The organism is Parabacteroides timonensis, assembly GCF_900128505.1.
GTDB lineage: Bacteria > Bacteroidota > Bacteroidia > Bacteroidales > Tannerellaceae > Parabacteroides > Parabacteroides timonensis.
The window spans coordinates 2,461,228-2,478,686 of record NZ_LT669941.1; the positions used below are offsets into that span (position 1 = coordinate 2,461,228).

Genomic DNA, 17,459 nt, shown 5'->3' on the forward strand with positions numbered 1-17,459 from the left:
TGGAACATCCTTTTTTGTTTAAATCAATATCCCGGATTCTGCGTCAGGTTACCGTTCAATAATAAAATATTTTCAGGTATAGGAAAAACGGTCGTATATCCATTCCCTTCATCCGGCAATTGCGGACGACTACTATACGAACGGGTAAACAGGCCGAAACGGACCAGATCCTGCCGCCTCCAGCCTTCCCAGGCAAACTCAAGCTGGCGTTCTGCCAGTACATTATCCAGAGTAGCCCGCCTGTCAGGCATTCCCACACGTGAACGGACTTGATTCAATTCCGCATCACCGTTCTCTCCGTTACGTACTTTTGCTTCACTTTTCATCAACAAAACATCGGCATAACGAAACAAAACAATATCGTTATCCGACAGCTTACCATCCTTAGTACCCGTTTTATCGATCGCATATTTCTTCATACGGGCACCTGCCACCTTTTCAGAAGCTCTTCCCGACACATCGAGATCCACCTCCCAGGGCAAATAAACTAAGACCTCCCCATTATCCAGCCGGATGGTATCGCCATTCAGGTCAAGCATGATACCGGCAAAATAACATTTATCGAAACGCGCATCTACCGAATCCGTATCATAGCCGAAAGTACGAAGTGCCTCGATAGTTGCGGAGGAACCGTTTTCACCCGATAACCCATACGCCTTGGCATGGTTATAATGGCGGGAACGAAACAGATATTGCATCTGGTTAGTGTAAAAATTCTTATCCATCGGAATGGTAAATATGTTCTCTACCGACGTTTCATTGAACACGGAAAAGTTATTTTCATAATCAGGGGAAAGTTGATAACCTTGCGCAGTAATGGAATCGCAGTATGCCATTACTGTTTGCCAGGCATTCAAGCGTTGACCGCCCACCTCAAAGAACAGGTTCTTTCCATCCGGACGACTACCGCTCGTCCAGTTGTTATTCGTATAAACCTCCGCATTCAACGCCAATTTTGCCAACAGGAAATAAGCCACCGGACGAGTCATACGACCGTAATAGTCGCCCAAGCGATTACTCCGCTCCGTACTTAGAAGCGGTAACGACTCTTGCAATTCCTTCACGACAAATTCAAAGACTTCCGCACGGGTACTCTGCTTCACCTCCTTCATCGGGGTGGAAGAAGACAATACCAGCGGCACACGTCCGAACAGATCGACCAGATAGTAATAATACATTGCCCGGAAAGCCCTGACCTCGGCCATATAAGCCGGAATATATTTGTTGTTTGTCTGCTTGTAGAACTCATCCAAACGTTCCAGCGATTTGTTACTCAATACGATCACCTTATACAAATATTCCCAGGTCGCCTGTATCGCATCACTGTTGACACCCCACTTATGCAGGAACAGCCCTTGCCAGAAACCGCCGTCATACCAGTCGCCACCCCGGGTAGGCAGGATCGCTTCATCGGTAGTAAAAGTATTCAGGTCATAGATTCCCCGGTAAGTACCTTGCAATCCCTGACTGTCACTGAAACCTCCGACATAATTATAAAGAGTAGCTACCGTATTCAGATAAGCCGAGGTGGCATTATCATAAGCATCTTCCTCCGAAATCTGATCTCTCGGGTTCTCTTCCAGGAACTTACTGCATGACAAAAACGTACAGACACCTAATATACCGGATAGTAAAACTAACTTTTTCATCATAATAAACCATTAAAATTGAAAACTCAGACCGACAGTATAAGAACGGTAAACCGGATAATTCCGCTTATCGTCTATTCCCAAGGTATTATTTACAATATAACTGTTAATCATAGGCGTAAGGCCGGAATATCCGGTAATTGTCGCCAGATTGTTGACAGAGCACGACAAGCGCAGGTTCCGCACATATTTCTTCCATTTACCCAGCGGGACATTCCATCCGACAGTCAGGTAATCGAAGTTGATATAATCGCCTTTTTCCAGCCAGTAGTCTGTTGCCGTCTGATCCTGGATATTCTGTTCGGGTGCTCCCTTCATCACGTTGTAATCGGGAAAACTATTCATATTCATATAGGTAAGAGCTGTACCATTATAAATCTTATGGCCGAAAGCTCCATTTATCTGTAAAGAAATATCGAAGTATTTATACCGGAAACTGATATTCGACCCCAACATTGTTTTCGGAGTAGCTTGCCCGGCTATATAACGGTCTTCCCCATCCTCAATATTCACACCACCACCATTCAGGTCGGCTATTTCATATTTATAACCGCCATTTTCCATCTGTGTCAACCCGGTGCAATGAGGGAGATAAAAAACACCCAACGGTTGCCCTACCACCTGATAGACGATATGATTATATCCACCATGGAAACCCGCCCCGTTCAAGTCGGAGATACTGGTATATTGGGGAGCCGACATTTGTTCTCCCTTATAAACTCCACTCAGGGAAAGCAATTTGTTTTGCTGGAAGGTCACATTGACATTCACACTCAGTTCCAGGTCTTTTGTTTGTAAAGGAGTAACCCCGAAACCCAGTTCGACACCACTGTTACGCATAGCTCCCAGGTTTGCCAACAATTTATTATAAGCAAAAGGCGGAACGCTCACATCATACAGGTAGAGCATATCACTCGTCTTCGAATTATAATAATCAACAGTCATCAACAGCCGGTTACGAAAAAAGCCGATATCTATACCTGCATTCACCGTACGCTTCACCTCCCACTTTAAATCAGGATTAGCATTTCGTATTACCCCCATCGTCACGGTCGGAGTTCCTCCGACAGAAACAACTCCGTTAGGTTTAACCAACTGAAGGGAGTTATAAGAGTCGATAGCATCTTGGTTACCGGATAAACCGTAACCGGCACGTATCTTCAGGTTATTCAGAAACGTAAACTGCTTCATAAACGCCTCTTCACTCACCACCCAGGCAGCCGAAACGGAAGGAAAGAATCCCCATTTATTATTTTTCCCAACCTTTGACGAAGCATCCGCACGGGCATTGACCGTTGCCACATAACGCCCGGCATAAACATAATTCACACGTCCCAGGAAAGAACTCAGACGAGGATCTTCATAATACGAATTGGTACCTTCCCACAAACGTACCGCACCTGCCTGCAGATTATTATAACCGAATTTATCCGTCGAGAAATTCGTTACCGTCGTATAAAAGCCGGTCAGGATATTCTTCTGAGCCTCTGCCAGCCCAAGCGCATCCAATTGATGCTTTCCCCAACTGTTGGAGTAACTCAACATGATATTCCCCAATATATCTTCCATCTTCCTCTCCCCTTTATAGGCCTGCCCATGCGCCCATACCGTAGTAGGCAGATATTGTGAATTATCTATTACATTATAAGTATAGGAGCCGAATGCCGAAAACTTAAGATATTTATTCAGGTTGACCGTAAACTTCAAATGCGTATTAAAATGAGCATTCGAATCGTCATCCTTCACCTCCAGCCAGGCTAGCGGATTGGTGATCTGGCTGGCGTTAGTTACCCCGTTCCATCCTCCGGTCTGTTCATCCCGGTGATTGGGGTATGTCGGGTTGAACGCCGCCGCCGAATAAAACGTCTTTTGAATATCATTCAGGTAACTGTTCTTTTGCAGGGAACCGAAAACTCCCATATCGATCTTCAGCCTGTCGCTAAAAGCCTTCTGGGAAATATCCAGCTTAACGGTAAAATTCTGGAAATCGTTTGTCCGAACCACTCCGTCACGATCCATAACACCCAGGGATGCACGGTAATTGGACGTTTCCGAACCACCGCCCAAAGCGATATGGTGATTCTGTACGATCCCTGTACGAGTAATCTCATCCGGGAAGTTCGTATTATATCCCAGATCGAGTATATCGATATTGCGGTCGGCCGCCACTGTGCGGAAATCATCCCCCGACAACATCTTCATATTCTTATAGACAGCCTCAACCCCGAAACTACCGTCATAACCGATACTGAACGCACCGCCTTTTCCTTTCTTCGTCGCCACCTCGATCACCCCCGAAGCGCCACGCGAACCATACTGCGCCGTTTCGGAAGCATCTTTCAGGATAGTAAAACTTTCGATATCCGCCGGATAAATGGCACTAAGCGTATTCAGGTCGGAAGAAACCCCGTCGATAATGACCAGCGGGTCGTTACCACCTGTCAGTGAAGTAGTTCCCCTCACCCGGACGGAACTCAAAGCAGCCGCCCTGTTCGCCCCCGTGGAAATACTGACACCCGCCGCCTGTCCGCTCAGAGCATTCAGGGAACTGGACACAAAACCCTTATTCATACGTTTCTCAGAAACTTTATCGACAGAACCGGAAATAGTCCGCTGACTACCAGTAGCATACCCGACAGCAATCTCGTCATCCATTATCACACTATCGGGAACAGCCGTCCGGAACGTATCCGGCAATAACGGAGCAATCTGCGCCTGAGCCGTAAACCGACAACAAAGAAACAACAGGAAAGTGAAGGTGATTACCCCCCTTAAACAGGTATTAAATGAATTAGTCATATTACAACTGATTTAAGATTAAAAGACCCCTTATGATAAAAACGCCGGAACAGCAATGATTGTTCATTTATATACGCAATTTATGTAATCCTCTTTCTATCGTCTACACAACGTGTCATTTGTAGAAGAAGGAATAGCGATTGGCATTTAGTGATAATTAATAATAGGAGCCGATAAATTATTTACGGAAATATTTCTTTATTCGCCAATACATTGTACCTTTGTCCACGTTAAAAACAGGAAGTATTTTTATAAGTAATAACATATAAAACTTATTATTATGTCTAAAGTAACAGTTGTTGGCGCCGGTAATGTAGGTGCTACTTGCGCAAATGTTCTTGCCTTCAATGAAGTGGCAGACGAAGTTGTAATGCTTGATGTTAAGGAAGGTGTTTCCGAAGGTAAAGCAATGGATATGATGCAGACAGCTCAGCTGCTGGGTTTTGATACAACAGTTGTAGGTTGCACTAACGACTATGCTCAAACTGCAAATTCTGATGTTGTAGTTATCACTTCAGGTATTCCTCGTAAACCGGGTATGACTCGTGAAGAGTTGATCGGTGTTAACGCTGGTATCGTTAAAAGTGTAGCTCAGAACATCCTGAAATATTCTCCGAATGCAATTATCGTAGTTATCTCTAACCCGATGGATACAATGACTTATCTGTCATTGAAATCTCTGGGTCTGCCGAAAAACCGTATCATCGGTATGGGTGGTGCACTGGATAGCTCACGTTTCAAATATTTCTTGTCTCAGGCTCTGGGATGCAATGCTAACGAAGTAGAAGGTATGGTAATCGGTGGTCACGGTGATACTACAATGATTCCGTTGGCTCGTCTGGCTACTTACAAAGGCATCCCTGTCAGCAAACTGTTGAGCGCTGAAAAACTGCAGGAAGTAGTTGCTTCTACTATGGTTGGTGGTGCTACACTGACTAAACTGCTGGGTACTTCTGCATGGTATGCACCGGGTGCAGCAGGAGCTTATGTAGTTGAATCTATCATCCACAACCAGGGTAAGATGATTCCTTGTTCAGTTTACCTGGAAGGAGAATACGGTGAATCAGATCTTTGCATCGGTGTTCCTGTTATCCTTGGTAAGAACGGTATCGAAAAGATCGTTGAACTGGAACTGACTGCTGAAGAAAAAGAATTGTTCGCTAAGAGCGCTGCAGCTGTTAAGAGCACAAACGAAGCATTGAAAGAAGTTGGTGCCTTATAATCAGGTAAACGACTGAAATAAACAAAAAAAGAGAATTCCACCCGGAATCCTCTTTTTTTGTTTATAACAATTTCTATCTTTACACGCCTAAGACAAGCTAGTATTATATTATGCATGAAAAATCCATACATAGCGAAACTATAAATAAGCTTCGTGAAGGTTCTCACGAAGCTTTTGATACATTATATAATGTATACGCAGATTCCTTGTACGGATTTGCCTTATTACATACCAAGTCGGTTGTACAAGCAGAAGATATTGTCCAAGAGACTTTTCTTAAATTGTGGAACATGAGGGCTTCCCTATCTGTGGAAGGATCTTTCAAGTCCATGTTGTTCACCATTGCAAAAAATCATGTGATCGATATTTTCCGCCAACAAATAAACCGTCCTAATTTCGAAGACTACATCGCTTTCTGTGAAGATGAAAACTTGCTCGATAATACCTCCGTCGAGAAAATATATTACGATGATTTTCTGGAAAAGTTGGCGATTGCCAAACAAAAGCTTACTCCTGCCCAACGGAATATCTTCGAACTCAGCCGTGAAGAAGGAATGAGTAACGCCGAAATAGCAGCCGCCTCAGATCTGTCGGAGCAGACAGTAAAGAATCATTTATCTGCCGCACTAAAGATACTGCGCACCGAATTACGCAAATACAACTTCATCTTTGCTCTTTTTATTTAAGTTCAAACAAATATGTTTTACAACACATCAAAATAGCTGGTACTATTTTGATGCTATTACGTGTAACTATAAACGATGACAAAATATGACTGATTTATTCAATAAATTATATTCTCAATTCCTAAATGGAAATACCGATCGGGAAAGATTCAAAGACTTCAAAAAGTCTTTGAATCGACTTCCGGATACAGAACTATCCCAAAAGATGGAAAAGTTCTGGTTGGAAAATGAGAACTATCCGGCTATGGATATACAGCATAAACAGAATATCCGCAAAAAACTTCACGAGCAAATAATACCTCAACAGAAGAAAACGTTTATGTACTGGCGTCATATTGCTGCGGCCGTCGCAGTAATCGCCTTACTATCCGTAACAGCCTGGAACATATCCGTTATGCAAAAAAAGAATTCGGTTGATTCCTTCCTGGCAGAAGTTCCGGCAGGAAACAAAGTACAATTAACATTACCGGATAAAAGCTCCGTCAAATTAAATTCGGAAAGTACCCTGTCGTATACCTATCAAAACGGTAAACGCGTTGTTAAACTGGCAGGAGAAGCCTATTTCCATGTCTCAAAAGATAAGGAACATCCTTTTGTCGTACAAACGGGAGATTTAAACATAGAAGTACTGGGTACCAGCTTCAACGTTTGTCTCGACAACGACAATAATTCGATCGAAACATCCCTGATAGAAGGATCTATCCGTCTTTATGATTCGAAATATCCTTCCGAAACATTCATATTAAAACCCAACCAGAAAGCAATCTATTCCGGCAATCGGAAAATCAGCCTTTACAATACGGATAATGTAAAAGAAACGGCCTGGACACGCGATCACCTGGTTTTCGAATCAGAAAAGCTCAGCTCCGTATTCCACAAAATAGAGCGATGGTACGGTGTAAATATTGAATTGAAATGTCCGGAAATAGCCAACGACCGTATTTCCGGTTCCTTTAAAAATGAACAATTGCCTTATGTAATGGAGGCTTTGAAAATTCAATACGGATTCAATTATGAAATAACAGGAAACAATGTAGTAATCAATAAGTCTAATAAATTAAAAAATAAGTAAGCCTATGAAATGAAGTATTTATCTATCAACAGAGTATGTATTAATATTAAATATCAACTTAAATCTAATTTAAAGTAATCATGAAGCAAGTGTTTTGGAGTATTGTACTCCTATTCTTCTGTTCAACAATGTATGCGCAGGACATTTCGCAAAAAATATCAATGAATCTGCAGAATGTCACGCTAAAAGAGTTCTTTAATAAAATAGAAGCTCAATCTTCTTTATCCGTTGTTTACCGGGACATTATCCTGAGTGAAAATCCGGATATCGTAGTTTCAGTAACAGACCGTCCTTTACAGGAGGTCCTGAATCTAGTACTGGAAAAACACGGTCTTTCTTACAAAATCAGTAACAAGACAATTGTAATCGTTAAAGCTCCGGCTAAAGCTTCCGGCAAACAAGCGGAAAAAACAATTACCGGGGTTGTACTGGACGAAACAGGTATACCTGTGATTGGTGCCAATGTTGTTGTAAAAGGCACGACCAATGGTACAATAACCGATATCGACGGTAACTTCACCCTTAACACAGCCTCCGGAGAATCATTACTGATCTCTTACATCGGTTACCTTCCCGTAGAAGTAAAGGTATCGAACGCCAGCAAAATAGATGTTTTGCTGAAAGAGGATGCGCAGGGACTGGATGAAGTGGTTGTAGTCGGTTATGGTACCGTTAAGAAAAGAGACCTGACCGGAGCTGTCGCCTCTGTCAATGCCGCCAAGATCACGGCTGTTCCGACTACCACTGCTGCCGAAGCGCTGCAAGGACGTATCCCGGGCGTCGTAGTATCCAACTCAAACTGGTCGCCGGGGGCAACTCCTAGTGTAATGATCCGTGGTAAACGTTCTATTAAAGCCAGCAACGACCCATTGTATGTAATCGACGGTGTGCCCGTTACCGGCGGTATGGGAGAGATCAGCCCTTCGGATATCGAGTCGATGGAAGTATTGAAAGATGCCTCCGCAACAGCCATCTATGGTGCCCGTGGTGCTAACGGTGTTATCCTGATCAGTACCAAACAAGGCAAATCCGGCAAAACCCAAATTGACTACAACGGTTATGTGGGCGCACAAACCATCTTAAACCAGTTGGAATTATGGGATGGCGGAGAATATGCAGAATACACTCGTGAAGCTTATCGCAACACAGCAAACTCAGCGATACGATACAATTCGGATGTAGCTTCCAGAGATCAGGACATGGTTTGTCCGGGATTCACACGCGACCCGTCGATCATGGAATCCGTTATGATGGGTTGGGGCGACAATGGCGTTTATGATCCGTCACGGGTACGTACTACGCATTATATGGATAACGTAACCCGTACCGGTATGGTGACCGACCATCAGCTGAGTATCCGCGGTGGCGGCGAACGGACCAACTTCCTGGCTTCCGCTACTTACAATAAGAATAACGGTATTTTCAAAGATGAAGATTATGAACGTTACTCTATTCGTTTGAACCTGAATCATGAGATCAACAAGTATGTGAAGATCGGGGCACAGACACAATATTCACACGCTACTCAACAACGCGGTTCCGGACTTGCCAGTGGTTGGCGTTTAAGCCCCCTGGCCCAGTTGTGGGATGACAAGGGAGAACTTATCCCGTTACCAGGTTCTTACAATGTATATAATACGATGATGGACCTTGTTCCGGGAGCAGTTGACCGCCCGTTGAAAACGACCCGCTACTTGGGTAGCTATTTCCTGGATATCAAATTACCGGTCGACGGTTTGAAATTCCGTTCCAACTTAGGTATCGACTCTCGCACCGTGCAAGATTACGAGTTCAGATCGGCGAAAACAAGTAACCGGGGTATGGGTACTTCCTACGCTAAAAATGCCGTAGACAAGTATACGATGTTTACATTGGAAAATATGCTTTTCTATGATAAGACCTTTAACGATAAACACACATTGGGTGTAACCTTGTTGCAATCGATTCAGGAAGATAAAAAGGAAAATGTCAATGTCGCTATGGAAAACCTGCCGTCGGATAATCTTAAATATTACGATTTAGGATCAGGACTGGTGACCAACACGATCGGTAGCTCGATGGTTAAATGGAATATGGCATCGTTCATGGGACGTATCAATTATAACTATTTAGGACGGTATCTGTTAACTGTATCTGCCCGTTACGACGGTTCTTCCCGTTTGGCAGACGGACACAAATGGGTTCTTTTCCCTTCTGCCGCCCTGGCATGGCGTATTAACGAAGAATCTTTCATGGCCAATACATCCGGTTGGCTGGATAACCTGAAACTGAGACTCGGCTTTGGTAAGACAGGTAACTCGGCTGTAGATCCTTACCAGACAAAAGGCCGTTTGACATTGATCCGGTATCCATTTGACAACGGCGCTTCGGAAACAATCGGTTATGCACCCAATATCATGGCAAACAGTTTGCTGACATGGGAAACGACCGACCAGTGGAACCTCGGTTTGGATTTCGGAATTTTGAAAGGACGTGTCAACGGTACGATCGACCTATATATGCAGAACACACACGATCTGTTATTGGAACGCCAGTTGCCGGTTGTTTCCGGTTTCCCTAACGTGCTGTCAAACGTGGGCAAGACCCGCAATAAAGGTATAGAAGTTTCTATTAATACAATGAATATTAACACGAAAGACTTCCAGTGGAGCACGGATTTGATGCTGTCCTCAAACAAAGAAGAAATCGTCGAATTATACAACGGTAAAAATGATGATATAGGAAGTAAATGGTTCATCGGCCAGCCGGTCAATGTACATTATGATTATAAAAAGGTTGGAATCTGGCAGAACACCGAAGCCGACCTGGCTGAAATGGCAAAATTCGCAGCCAACGGTACCGACTTTGTTCCGGGAGATATCAAAATCGAGGATGTGAACGGTGACCATAAGATTACGGATGCCGATAAGCAGATACTTGGAAATCCGCGTCCGAAACTGATTGCCAGTATGGTAAACACCTTTAATTATAAGAATTTCGACCTGTCGGTCTTTTTGTATGCCAGTATGGGAGCCATGCTGTATAACGATATTTATGCAGTGGAACATTGCGGACGTAACGGTGGCGTAAAAGTAGATTATTGGACACCGAATAATCCGACGAACGCTTATCCTCGTCCCAGCATCGATGAAGAACGTCCGATCTATATTACATCCACGTATTATGAAAAGGCCGATTACCTGCGTGTAAAAACTATGACACTGGGATATACATTACCCAAAGACCTTACCAAGAAGTTCATGGTAGAAAAGCTGCGTGTATACTTTACCGCCCAGAATCCGTTTATCTTTACCAATTACACAGGTATCGATCCGGAAGCAGCCAAGGTAGACGACTCCGGCAATCCTAAAACAGACGGTAGCGGCTTCGGTACTCCGAGTGTAAGTTCCTGGGTATTCGGTATAAACATGACTTTGTAATTTTAACCTTATAAATAAAGAATGAAAATGAAATCTATATATTACTATATGCTGGCAGGCTTGACACTCTCTACGTCAGGTTGCAGCAGCTGGTTAAGCGAAGATGATGCTCCGGTAATGTCGTACGACTATTACGAAACGGAAGCCGGAGTAAATGCAGCCATTACGGCCGCATACGGCTTTCTTCGCTGGGGAGTCGGAGGTGAACGTTTTGATGTCCTGACCGAACATGGTACGGACCTGTTCACAGAAGGGGAAGACGGTAGTCACCGCGAATCATATAACAAGTATGCGACACAACTGAATCCGGATGACGGTATTTTATATGAGATGTGGGAAAACCACTATAAAGGGATCAGTGATGCCAATATCGCCATGCAAAAAATTCTGGATTCACAGGATTTGCTTGAAAATGTGAAATCGCAAAGCTATGCAGAAATGCAGTTCATCCGTGCTTACCTTTATTTCGACCTGGTACAACAGTTCGGACGCATACCGCTGGTAACAGAAGGTAGTTTCGATATCCGTACGAATTTTAAACGTGCTCCGATAGCCGACATATATAATTTAATTATAAGCGATTTACGCAACGCCGCAGAAAACCTGCCGGTAAAAGTTGCGACCAAAGGACGTGCCACCTGCTATTCTGCCGCACATTTATTGTCGAAAGTTTATCTGACCAGGGGCAGTGCTATCAACGACCAGCGCGGCCAACAAACGACAGACATGGACAGTACGTTATATTACGCTGAAAAAGTAATCAATAGCGGAGCCTTTACTCTTCAGGAAAACTTCTCTTCCCTGTGGGATATCAGTAACCAGGGAAATTCGGAAGTCGTATTTGCCGTACAGTTCACGACAGAACCGATGTTTAACGGCGATGGAAACAAACAGCATCTATTCTGGCTGTCATGGTACGAAGACCAGCCGGGCATGTTGCGTGATATTGCTAACGGCCGTCCGTATCGTCGCCATGTAGCAACGAAGAAAACGATGGACGACTTGTTCGACCGTCTGCACGATTCACGTTTTTACAAAAGTTTTAAATGGGTATATTATGCCAATAACGTAAACACGCTGCCCGTATGGGAACCGCTGTCGTATGATGGTACTGTTTATTTCAACCCGGACCCATCCAAAGGACAGATCGCCGGCAAACTGAAGTTCCAGCATGGTGATACGGCTATCTATTACACAATGGAAAAGACCGGATTCGAATCCAACAGCGATAACATGCGTAAATTCCGTGCCAACTATACTTACTCTTACTTCCCCCGTGAAATGCATTCGATCCGTTATTTCCCGTCATTGGTCAAATATTTGGACCCGAACCGTCCTTCTGTTTCGGAAGAAAAAGGTTCACGCGAATGGGTTCGCATGCGTCTGGCTGAAACATATCTATTGGCAGCCGAAGCAGCAGGCCGCAAAGGTGAGTTCGACAAAGCTGCCGAATACATCAATGTGATCCGTAAACGTGCCGCATGGGCTGAAGGAGAACAGAAAGAACAACAAATCTGGCTCTTCGAAGGAGGTGCAAACGATACTAAAAGTACCTATGAGGAACTGAAAGTTACGGCGGCAGACCTGAAAGACGATTTTATCACATTCATCCTCAACGAACGGGGACGCGAATTGCTGGGAGAAACAAATCGTTGGGAAGACCTGGTTCGTTGCGAATTATTATATGACTGGGTGAAAAAATATAACCCGGAAGCTATTCATATAAAACCATATCACAAACTTCGTCCGATCCCGCAGAAACATATCGACCGCCTGAACTCGGTCGGAGAGATCAGCGAAGAGCAAAATGAAGGTTACTATTAATCAGTTGTGGTCTTAATATAGAAGGCGAGGCAAAAAAAATGCCTCGTCTTCCACTAAATAAAAGTCAAAAGTATGATCTCTAAAAAATAAAAGATACTTTTGCATATCATAATACCATACAGTCTATTAATATTAAATCTGTTATGAACAACGAATCAATCAACAGAAGAGATTTCCTGAAAAGAATTGGAGCGATAGAGGGAGGCTTATTACTACTTTCCAGTCCCTGGTTCTCCGCTTTTGCCGATGTAGAACACACGACGGGTAACAAAGCCCGAATAGGATTCATAGGACCGGGATCACGCGGATGCTTCTTATTAGGATTCCTTGCCAAAAATCCGAAAGCGGATATCGTCGCAGTATGCGACATTTATCAACCTTCAATCGATAATGCATTGAAGATAGTACCGAAAGCAAAAGTCTATAAAGACTATAAAGCTTTATTAGAGAATAAAGAAATCGATGCAGTCATCATCGCTGTCCCTTTGTATCTGCATAAAGAGATCGCTATCGCCGCATTCGAAGCCGGCAAACATGTCTTCTGCGAAAAAGCATTGTCCATGACAGTAAAAGATTGCTGGGATATGTATATGAAGCATAAGGAAACAGGCAAGGTCTTTTTCACCGGCCAACAGCGCCTGTTCGATCCCCGCTATATAAAAACGATGGAAATGGTTCATTCCGGCATGTTCGGAGAGATCGAAGGTATCCATACATTCTGGTACAGAAACGGCGACTGGCGCCGCGAAGTTCCCTCCCCGGATATGGAACGGTTTATCAACTGGCGTCTCTATAAAGAATATTCCCGCGGCCTGATGACAGAACTGGGCTGCCACCAATTACAGATAGGAAGCTGGGCCATGCGCTCCATCCCCAACAAGGTGATGGGACACGGTGCTATTACCTACTGGAAAGACGGACGGGAAGTAGACGACAACGTCAGTTGCATTTATGTGTTCGATAACGGCGTAAAATTGACGTTCGATTCCATCATTTCCAACAAATTCTACGGACTGGAAGAACAGATCATGGGGCACTTGGGAACTGTCGAACCCGAAGCAGGAAAATACTACTTCGAGACGCCCGCTCCGGCTCCCGGATTCCTTCAACTCCTCAATCAGATGGAGAACAGTTTGTTCGATTCCGTTGCATTTGCCGGAACCAGTTGGGAACCGGAAACGGCCAAGAGCAACAGTGGCCAATTCATTCTCGGTAAACGTCCCGAAGGCGACGGAACCTCCCTCCTGCTTGATGCGTATGTGGAAGCAGTCATTACAGGTAAACAACCGGAACATATTGCCGAAGAAGGATATTATGCCAGTGCAATGACACTTCTGGGTTATCAGGCGATCGAAGAAGGGCAGATCCTCTCCTTCCCCGACGAATACAAACTGGATTATTTGAACCATAAAAGCCCGAGGTCATGAAAGATACCATCATTACAGCAAGTAGAAAGCGGAGCGAGTTGCTGGCATTCTTAGTTTGTTTTATCATTGCCAATCTCGTAAACATATATTCTATATATACATTCAAAACATCGTGGGCGGAACTCGTCACATCCATCGGATTCGTTACGATCTGCTCCGTCGTACTTTATGTCATTTGGGCCATTATCCGCCTGGTATTCTTCTCTGTCAAACGAATATCGAAACGATAAGTCAACAAAATAACGATTAAACTTACAAGTAAATTATCATGAAAAAAGGATTCATCTATTTAGCTCTGATGAGTTGCACTTTAGCTCCTATCAGTGCTTTTGCACAAGCAGACAACGTATTGACCAGCCAGGAAAAGAATGAAGGCTGGGAACTTCTCTGGGACGGAAAAACAACCAACGGCTGGCGCGGTGCCAAATTGCAGGAATTCCCTAAAAAGGGATGGACGATCATCGGCAACGAACTGGTGGTAGAGAAAGCCAAAGGAGAAGAGTCGGGCAACGGAGGTGATATCGTCACCATCAAAACATACAAAAACTTCGAACTGGTTGCCGACTTCAAGATCACGGAAGGGGCCAACAGCGGTATCAAGTATTTCGTCGACCCGGAACTGAATAAAGGAAAAGGATCGGCTATCGGTTGCGAGTTCCAGATCCTGGACGACGACAAGCACCCGGATGCCAAACTGGGAAGAAAAGGGAACCGGACAGTCGGTTCATTATACGACCTGATCCCGGCCTGCCAGGAGAAACCATTCAAGAAGAATGAGTTCAACACCGCCCGTATCGTAGTGAAAGGCAATCATATCGAACACTGGCTAAACGGCATGCTGGTAGTAGAATACAACCGTAACGACCAAATGTGGAGAGCGCTCGTAGCCGGAAGCAAATATGCCGATTGGCCAAACTTCGGAGAAGCGGAAGAAGGTCATATCCTTTTGCAGGATCATGGCGATGAAGTACACTTCAAGAATGTCAAGATCAAAGAACTGAAATAATCCGTCATTTTCACAGAATGCCTGATATATTCCGACAACTGAATGCCGATAACGGCGTACTATACACATGGTATGAGGCTATGCACACACGCATCGACCTCATACTGTGTGATCGGTCGGAAAACCATTGTCATGAGACCGCCCAACAGATCAAACAGGAAATAGCCCGGCTGGAAAAGATAGCCGACCGCTTCAACCCTGACAGCGAACTATACCTCCTTAACCGGACAGCCTGCCTCCATCCGGTTGTTGTAAGTGAAGAGCTTTTCCATATTCTATCCGATTGTTTTAATTTATACGAACGAACCTGCCAGTGCTTCGACATCACAGTCCAGTCGACAATACAGCAGGAAGACAGGGCCGGTTGCGTCATTATGGATCAGAACCAGCAAACCGTTTACTTCAGCAAGCAGGGTATCACTCTCGACTTATGCGGATATATCAAAGGATATGCATTGGATAAAATCCGGACGATACTGAAAGAACAATCTATACAAGACGCATTAATCAGCCTCGGAACCAGCTCCGTACTTGCTGTCGGTAATCATCCGGCAGGAAAAGGCTGGATGGTAAATGAGGTACTGCTTACCGATGAGGTACTGACCACCTCAGGCAATAACCGTACCGACCGGCAACACATCCGCCACCCCCGCAGCGGAGAATTTATAACAGGACTGAAAGAAATATCCGTCATTACCCCGACTGGAGCAGAAGGCGAAGCGCTATCGACCGCCCTGTTTGCCGCCACTCCGGCAGAGCAATCATGCATACTCACAAACTTTCCCCAAAAATACGTAACTACCTGCAATTGCTGTACGAACAATCATGATAAACACTAATCCCCTTTACAATCTCCATTAGCTCATTATTGACAATAACTAAAGCTCTGATTACAGGAAATATTGGACGAATTGACGGTAGACAATACTTTCCATACATAGTATCAGGATAGAGTGATATACAGATATACATTGACTCTCGGATTGGAGTTATTTATTACATATCAGTCAATTACAGTTTCCTCGTAGTTCTACAACTTGGAAACTCTAGTTTCCTGACAACTCCCCTCTCTGGAAACTCCAGTTCCCTCCGCAGGAAACTGCAATTCCCCGGGCAGGGAACGCTAATTTCCTCGGCAGGAAATTAGAGTTTCCTAACGAGGAAATTAGCGCCACCTCTGCATCGGCATTTCATTACATGCCGAAAATACAATAAGAAAAATGAGTCATTCATTTATTCAGCTGCTTTATCATCTACCATCTGCTTTAAAAGATATTCTACATTACAAACATGACGGGTGTATTCCGCCTGTATCTTTCTTGCAACAGAGCAACTGGATGCCATCTGGGCAAGAAACTGTAAATGTTTTCCCAAAGAAGTATTCATTTCCAACCGCTCCTTCTTTTGTATGTTATCTTGTACGGAATAGACTCCGCAAGCTATTTGTATCTCCAACATACCTTCATCCCAGGCATGTTGCGTATACTTGCAAAGTATTCCGAGGTTTCTCTTCAGATCTTTGCGGAGGATGCTTAATATTTCAAAATCACTGCGATTAGAAGAACATGCATTCGGACTAATCAGATGAGCTAGTTTGAGGTAAAAATCTTTCAGTTCTTCGTCGGAAAGAAAGGAGGGGTTTCCATTTGTCTTTCGCATCTCCTCACCTTGTTGAACAGTTAACAAATCTGTTTCCATAAGTATTAATATTAATAATGGATGTAAAGGCGAAGATTTTCTGAATATAAGAGCGGTTCCGCCTGTCCCGTTGCATTTCATCTCTCAAAAGACAGTAGATGCATTAACATTCTACACGGGGGTACGGAACCGCCATATAGAATGATCGCAGGCGGGCATAAAAATGCCCGCTACGAACTGAGGCGGGATTTCCCGTCTTTTGAGAGAATATGAAATGCACGACAAATATACGATAATAATTAAAGCCTGCAATAAAAAGCCTGCGTTATCCACATTATCCGCATCAAGAAATGAATCAAAAAGATTAAATAGATGTTATACTTCGCGGCTATGCAATATCTAATCAGCAAACATTCAGAAATATAACATTTCAATTATTATCAAATATGAGCTATCTCTCTTTACAAGGCAATGCCTTGTGCCGCAGGCTCTATTTTGCCGTCGGTTTTAACCGACGGATATAAAGACAGGAGGCAAAGCCTTTTCCTCTGTGGGCTTAAGCCCCTTTAAAACAGAGACTACCATTATATGTCTAAAGGGGGTTAAAACCCACAGAGGAATCCGGCAAAGCCGGAACATTTAATCTATCCGTCGGTTAAAAACCGACGGCAAAATAGAGCCTGCGGCATGAGGCGAAGCCTCATAAAAAAGACTCAC

11 protein-coding genes and 1 pseudogene are annotated in these 17,459 nt (G+C 44.0%); 9 read left to right on the plus strand and 3 right to left on the minus strand.

Annotation, left to right across the window (positions count from 1 at the left end):
* Positions 1–23: 23 nt before the first annotated feature.
* Positions 24–1,649, minus strand: a complete 1,626-nt coding sequence (locus BQ7394_RS17445) for a RagB/SusD family nutrient uptake outer membrane protein (protein WP_075560098.1) — start codon at positions 1,647–1,649, stop codon at positions 24–26.
* A gap of 12 nt (positions 1,650–1,661) precedes the next feature.
* A complete protein-coding gene (locus BQ7394_RS17450; RefSeq protein WP_075558597.1) occupies positions 1,662–4,448 on the minus strand; it encodes a SusC/RagA family TonB-linked outer membrane protein in 2,787 nt (928 codons plus the stop codon).
* 280 nt (positions 4,449–4,728) lie between these two features.
* Between BQ7394_RS17450 and mdh the strand changes: the two genes are divergently transcribed.
* The 9 genes and pseudogenes from mdh to BQ7394_RS17495 all read left to right on the plus strand — a co-directional run bounded on the left by mdh (position 4,729) and on the right by BQ7394_RS17495 (position 15,943).
* The gene (mdh, locus tag BQ7394_RS17455; RefSeq protein WP_075558598.1) at positions 4,729–5,670 is read left to right on the plus strand and encodes a malate dehydrogenase; all 942 of its coding nucleotides are present in this window, start codon (positions 4,729–4,731) and stop codon (positions 5,668–5,670) included.
* A gap of 110 nt (positions 5,671–5,780) precedes the next feature.
* On the plus strand, positions 5,781–6,356 hold the full coding sequence (locus BQ7394_RS17460; protein WP_075558599.1) for an RNA polymerase sigma factor: 576 nt from the start codon (positions 5,781–5,783) through the stop codon (positions 6,354–6,356).
* Positions 6,357–6,441: 85 nt separating this feature from the next.
* The gene (locus BQ7394_RS17465) at positions 6,442–7,428 is read left to right on the plus strand and encodes a FecR family protein (protein WP_075558600.1); all 987 of its coding nucleotides are present in this window, start codon (positions 6,442–6,444) and stop codon (positions 7,426–7,428) included.
* A gap of 80 nt (positions 7,429–7,508) precedes the next feature.
* Positions 7,509–10,847 (plus strand): TonB-dependent receptor, encoded by a 3,339-nt coding sequence (locus BQ7394_RS17470; RefSeq protein ID WP_075558601.1) that lies wholly within the window; start codon positions 7,509–7,511, stop codon positions 10,845–10,847.
* Positions 10,848–10,868: 21 nt separating this feature from the next.
* Positions 10,869–12,671 (plus strand): RagB/SusD family nutrient uptake outer membrane protein, encoded by a 1,803-nt coding sequence (locus tag BQ7394_RS17475; RefSeq protein ID WP_082211996.1) that lies wholly within the window; start codon positions 10,869–10,871, stop codon positions 12,669–12,671.
* Between the two features lie 143 nt (positions 12,672–12,814).
* Positions 12,815–14,098, plus strand: coding sequence for a Gfo/Idh/MocA family protein (locus tag BQ7394_RS17480; RefSeq protein WP_075558602.1), 1,284 nt, complete (start codon positions 12,815–12,817; stop codon positions 14,096–14,098).
* Positions 14,095–14,328 (plus strand): hypothetical protein, encoded by a 234-nt coding sequence (locus tag BQ7394_RS17485; protein ID WP_075558603.1) that lies wholly within the window; start codon positions 14,095–14,097, stop codon positions 14,326–14,328. The genes BQ7394_RS17480 and BQ7394_RS17485 overlap by 4 nt, the downstream gene beginning before the upstream one ends.
* Positions 14,329–14,459: 131 nt before the next feature.
* Positions 14,460–15,104: pseudogene (locus BQ7394_RS17490) on the plus strand (3-keto-disaccharide hydrolase); the annotation flags it as partial.
* A gap of 17 nt (positions 15,105–15,121) precedes the next feature.
* Positions 15,122–15,943, plus strand: a complete 822-nt coding sequence (locus tag BQ7394_RS17495) for an FAD:protein FMN transferase (protein ID WP_075558605.1) — start codon at positions 15,122–15,124, stop codon at positions 15,941–15,943.
* A gap of 394 nt (positions 15,944–16,337) precedes the next feature.
* Here the strand turns inward: BQ7394_RS17495 and BQ7394_RS17500 are convergent, their stop codons facing one another.
* A complete protein-coding gene (locus tag BQ7394_RS17500) occupies positions 16,338–16,802 on the minus strand; it encodes a hypothetical protein (protein WP_075558606.1) in 465 nt (154 codons plus the stop codon).
* Between the last annotated feature and the right edge of the window lie 657 nt (positions 16,803–17,459).

What these genes read in the sequence shown, in the direction of transcription:
- BQ7394_RS17445 (WP_075560098.1), bottom strand. Translation starts at nt 1,649, where the DNA reads ATGAAAAAGTTAGTTTTACTATCCGGTATATTAGGTGTCTGTACGTTT.
- BQ7394_RS17450 (WP_075558597.1), bottom strand. Translation starts at nt 4,448, where the DNA reads ATGACTAATTCATTTAATACCTGTTTAAGGGGGGTAATCACCTTCACT.
- mdh (WP_075558598.1), top strand. Translation starts at nt 4,729, where the DNA reads ATGTCTAAAGTAACAGTTGTTGGCGCCGGTAATGTAGGTGCTACTTGC.
- BQ7394_RS17460 (WP_075558599.1), top strand. Translation starts at nt 5,781, where the DNA reads ATGCATGAAAAATCCATACATAGCGAAACTATAAATAAGCTTCGTGAA.
- BQ7394_RS17465 (WP_075558600.1), top strand. Translation starts at nt 6,442, where the DNA reads ATGACTGATTTATTCAATAAATTATATTCTCAATTCCTAAATGGAAAT.
- BQ7394_RS17470 (WP_075558601.1), top strand. Translation starts at nt 7,509, where the DNA reads ATGAAGCAAGTGTTTTGGAGTATTGTACTCCTATTCTTCTGTTCAACA.
- BQ7394_RS17475 (WP_082211996.1), top strand. Translation starts at nt 10,869, where the DNA reads ATGAAAATGAAATCTATATATTACTATATGCTGGCAGGCTTGACACTC.
- BQ7394_RS17480 (WP_075558602.1), top strand. Translation starts at nt 12,815, where the DNA reads ATGAACAACGAATCAATCAACAGAAGAGATTTCCTGAAAAGAATTGGA.
- BQ7394_RS17485 (WP_075558603.1), top strand. Translation starts at nt 14,095, where the DNA reads ATGAAAGATACCATCATTACAGCAAGTAGAAAGCGGAGCGAGTTGCTG.
- BQ7394_RS17495 (WP_075558605.1), top strand. Translation starts at nt 15,122, where the DNA reads ATGCCTGATATATTCCGACAACTGAATGCCGATAACGGCGTACTATAC.
- BQ7394_RS17500 (WP_075558606.1), bottom strand. Translation starts at nt 16,802, where the DNA reads ATGGAAACAGATTTGTTAACTGTTCAACAAGGTGAGGAGATGCGAAAG.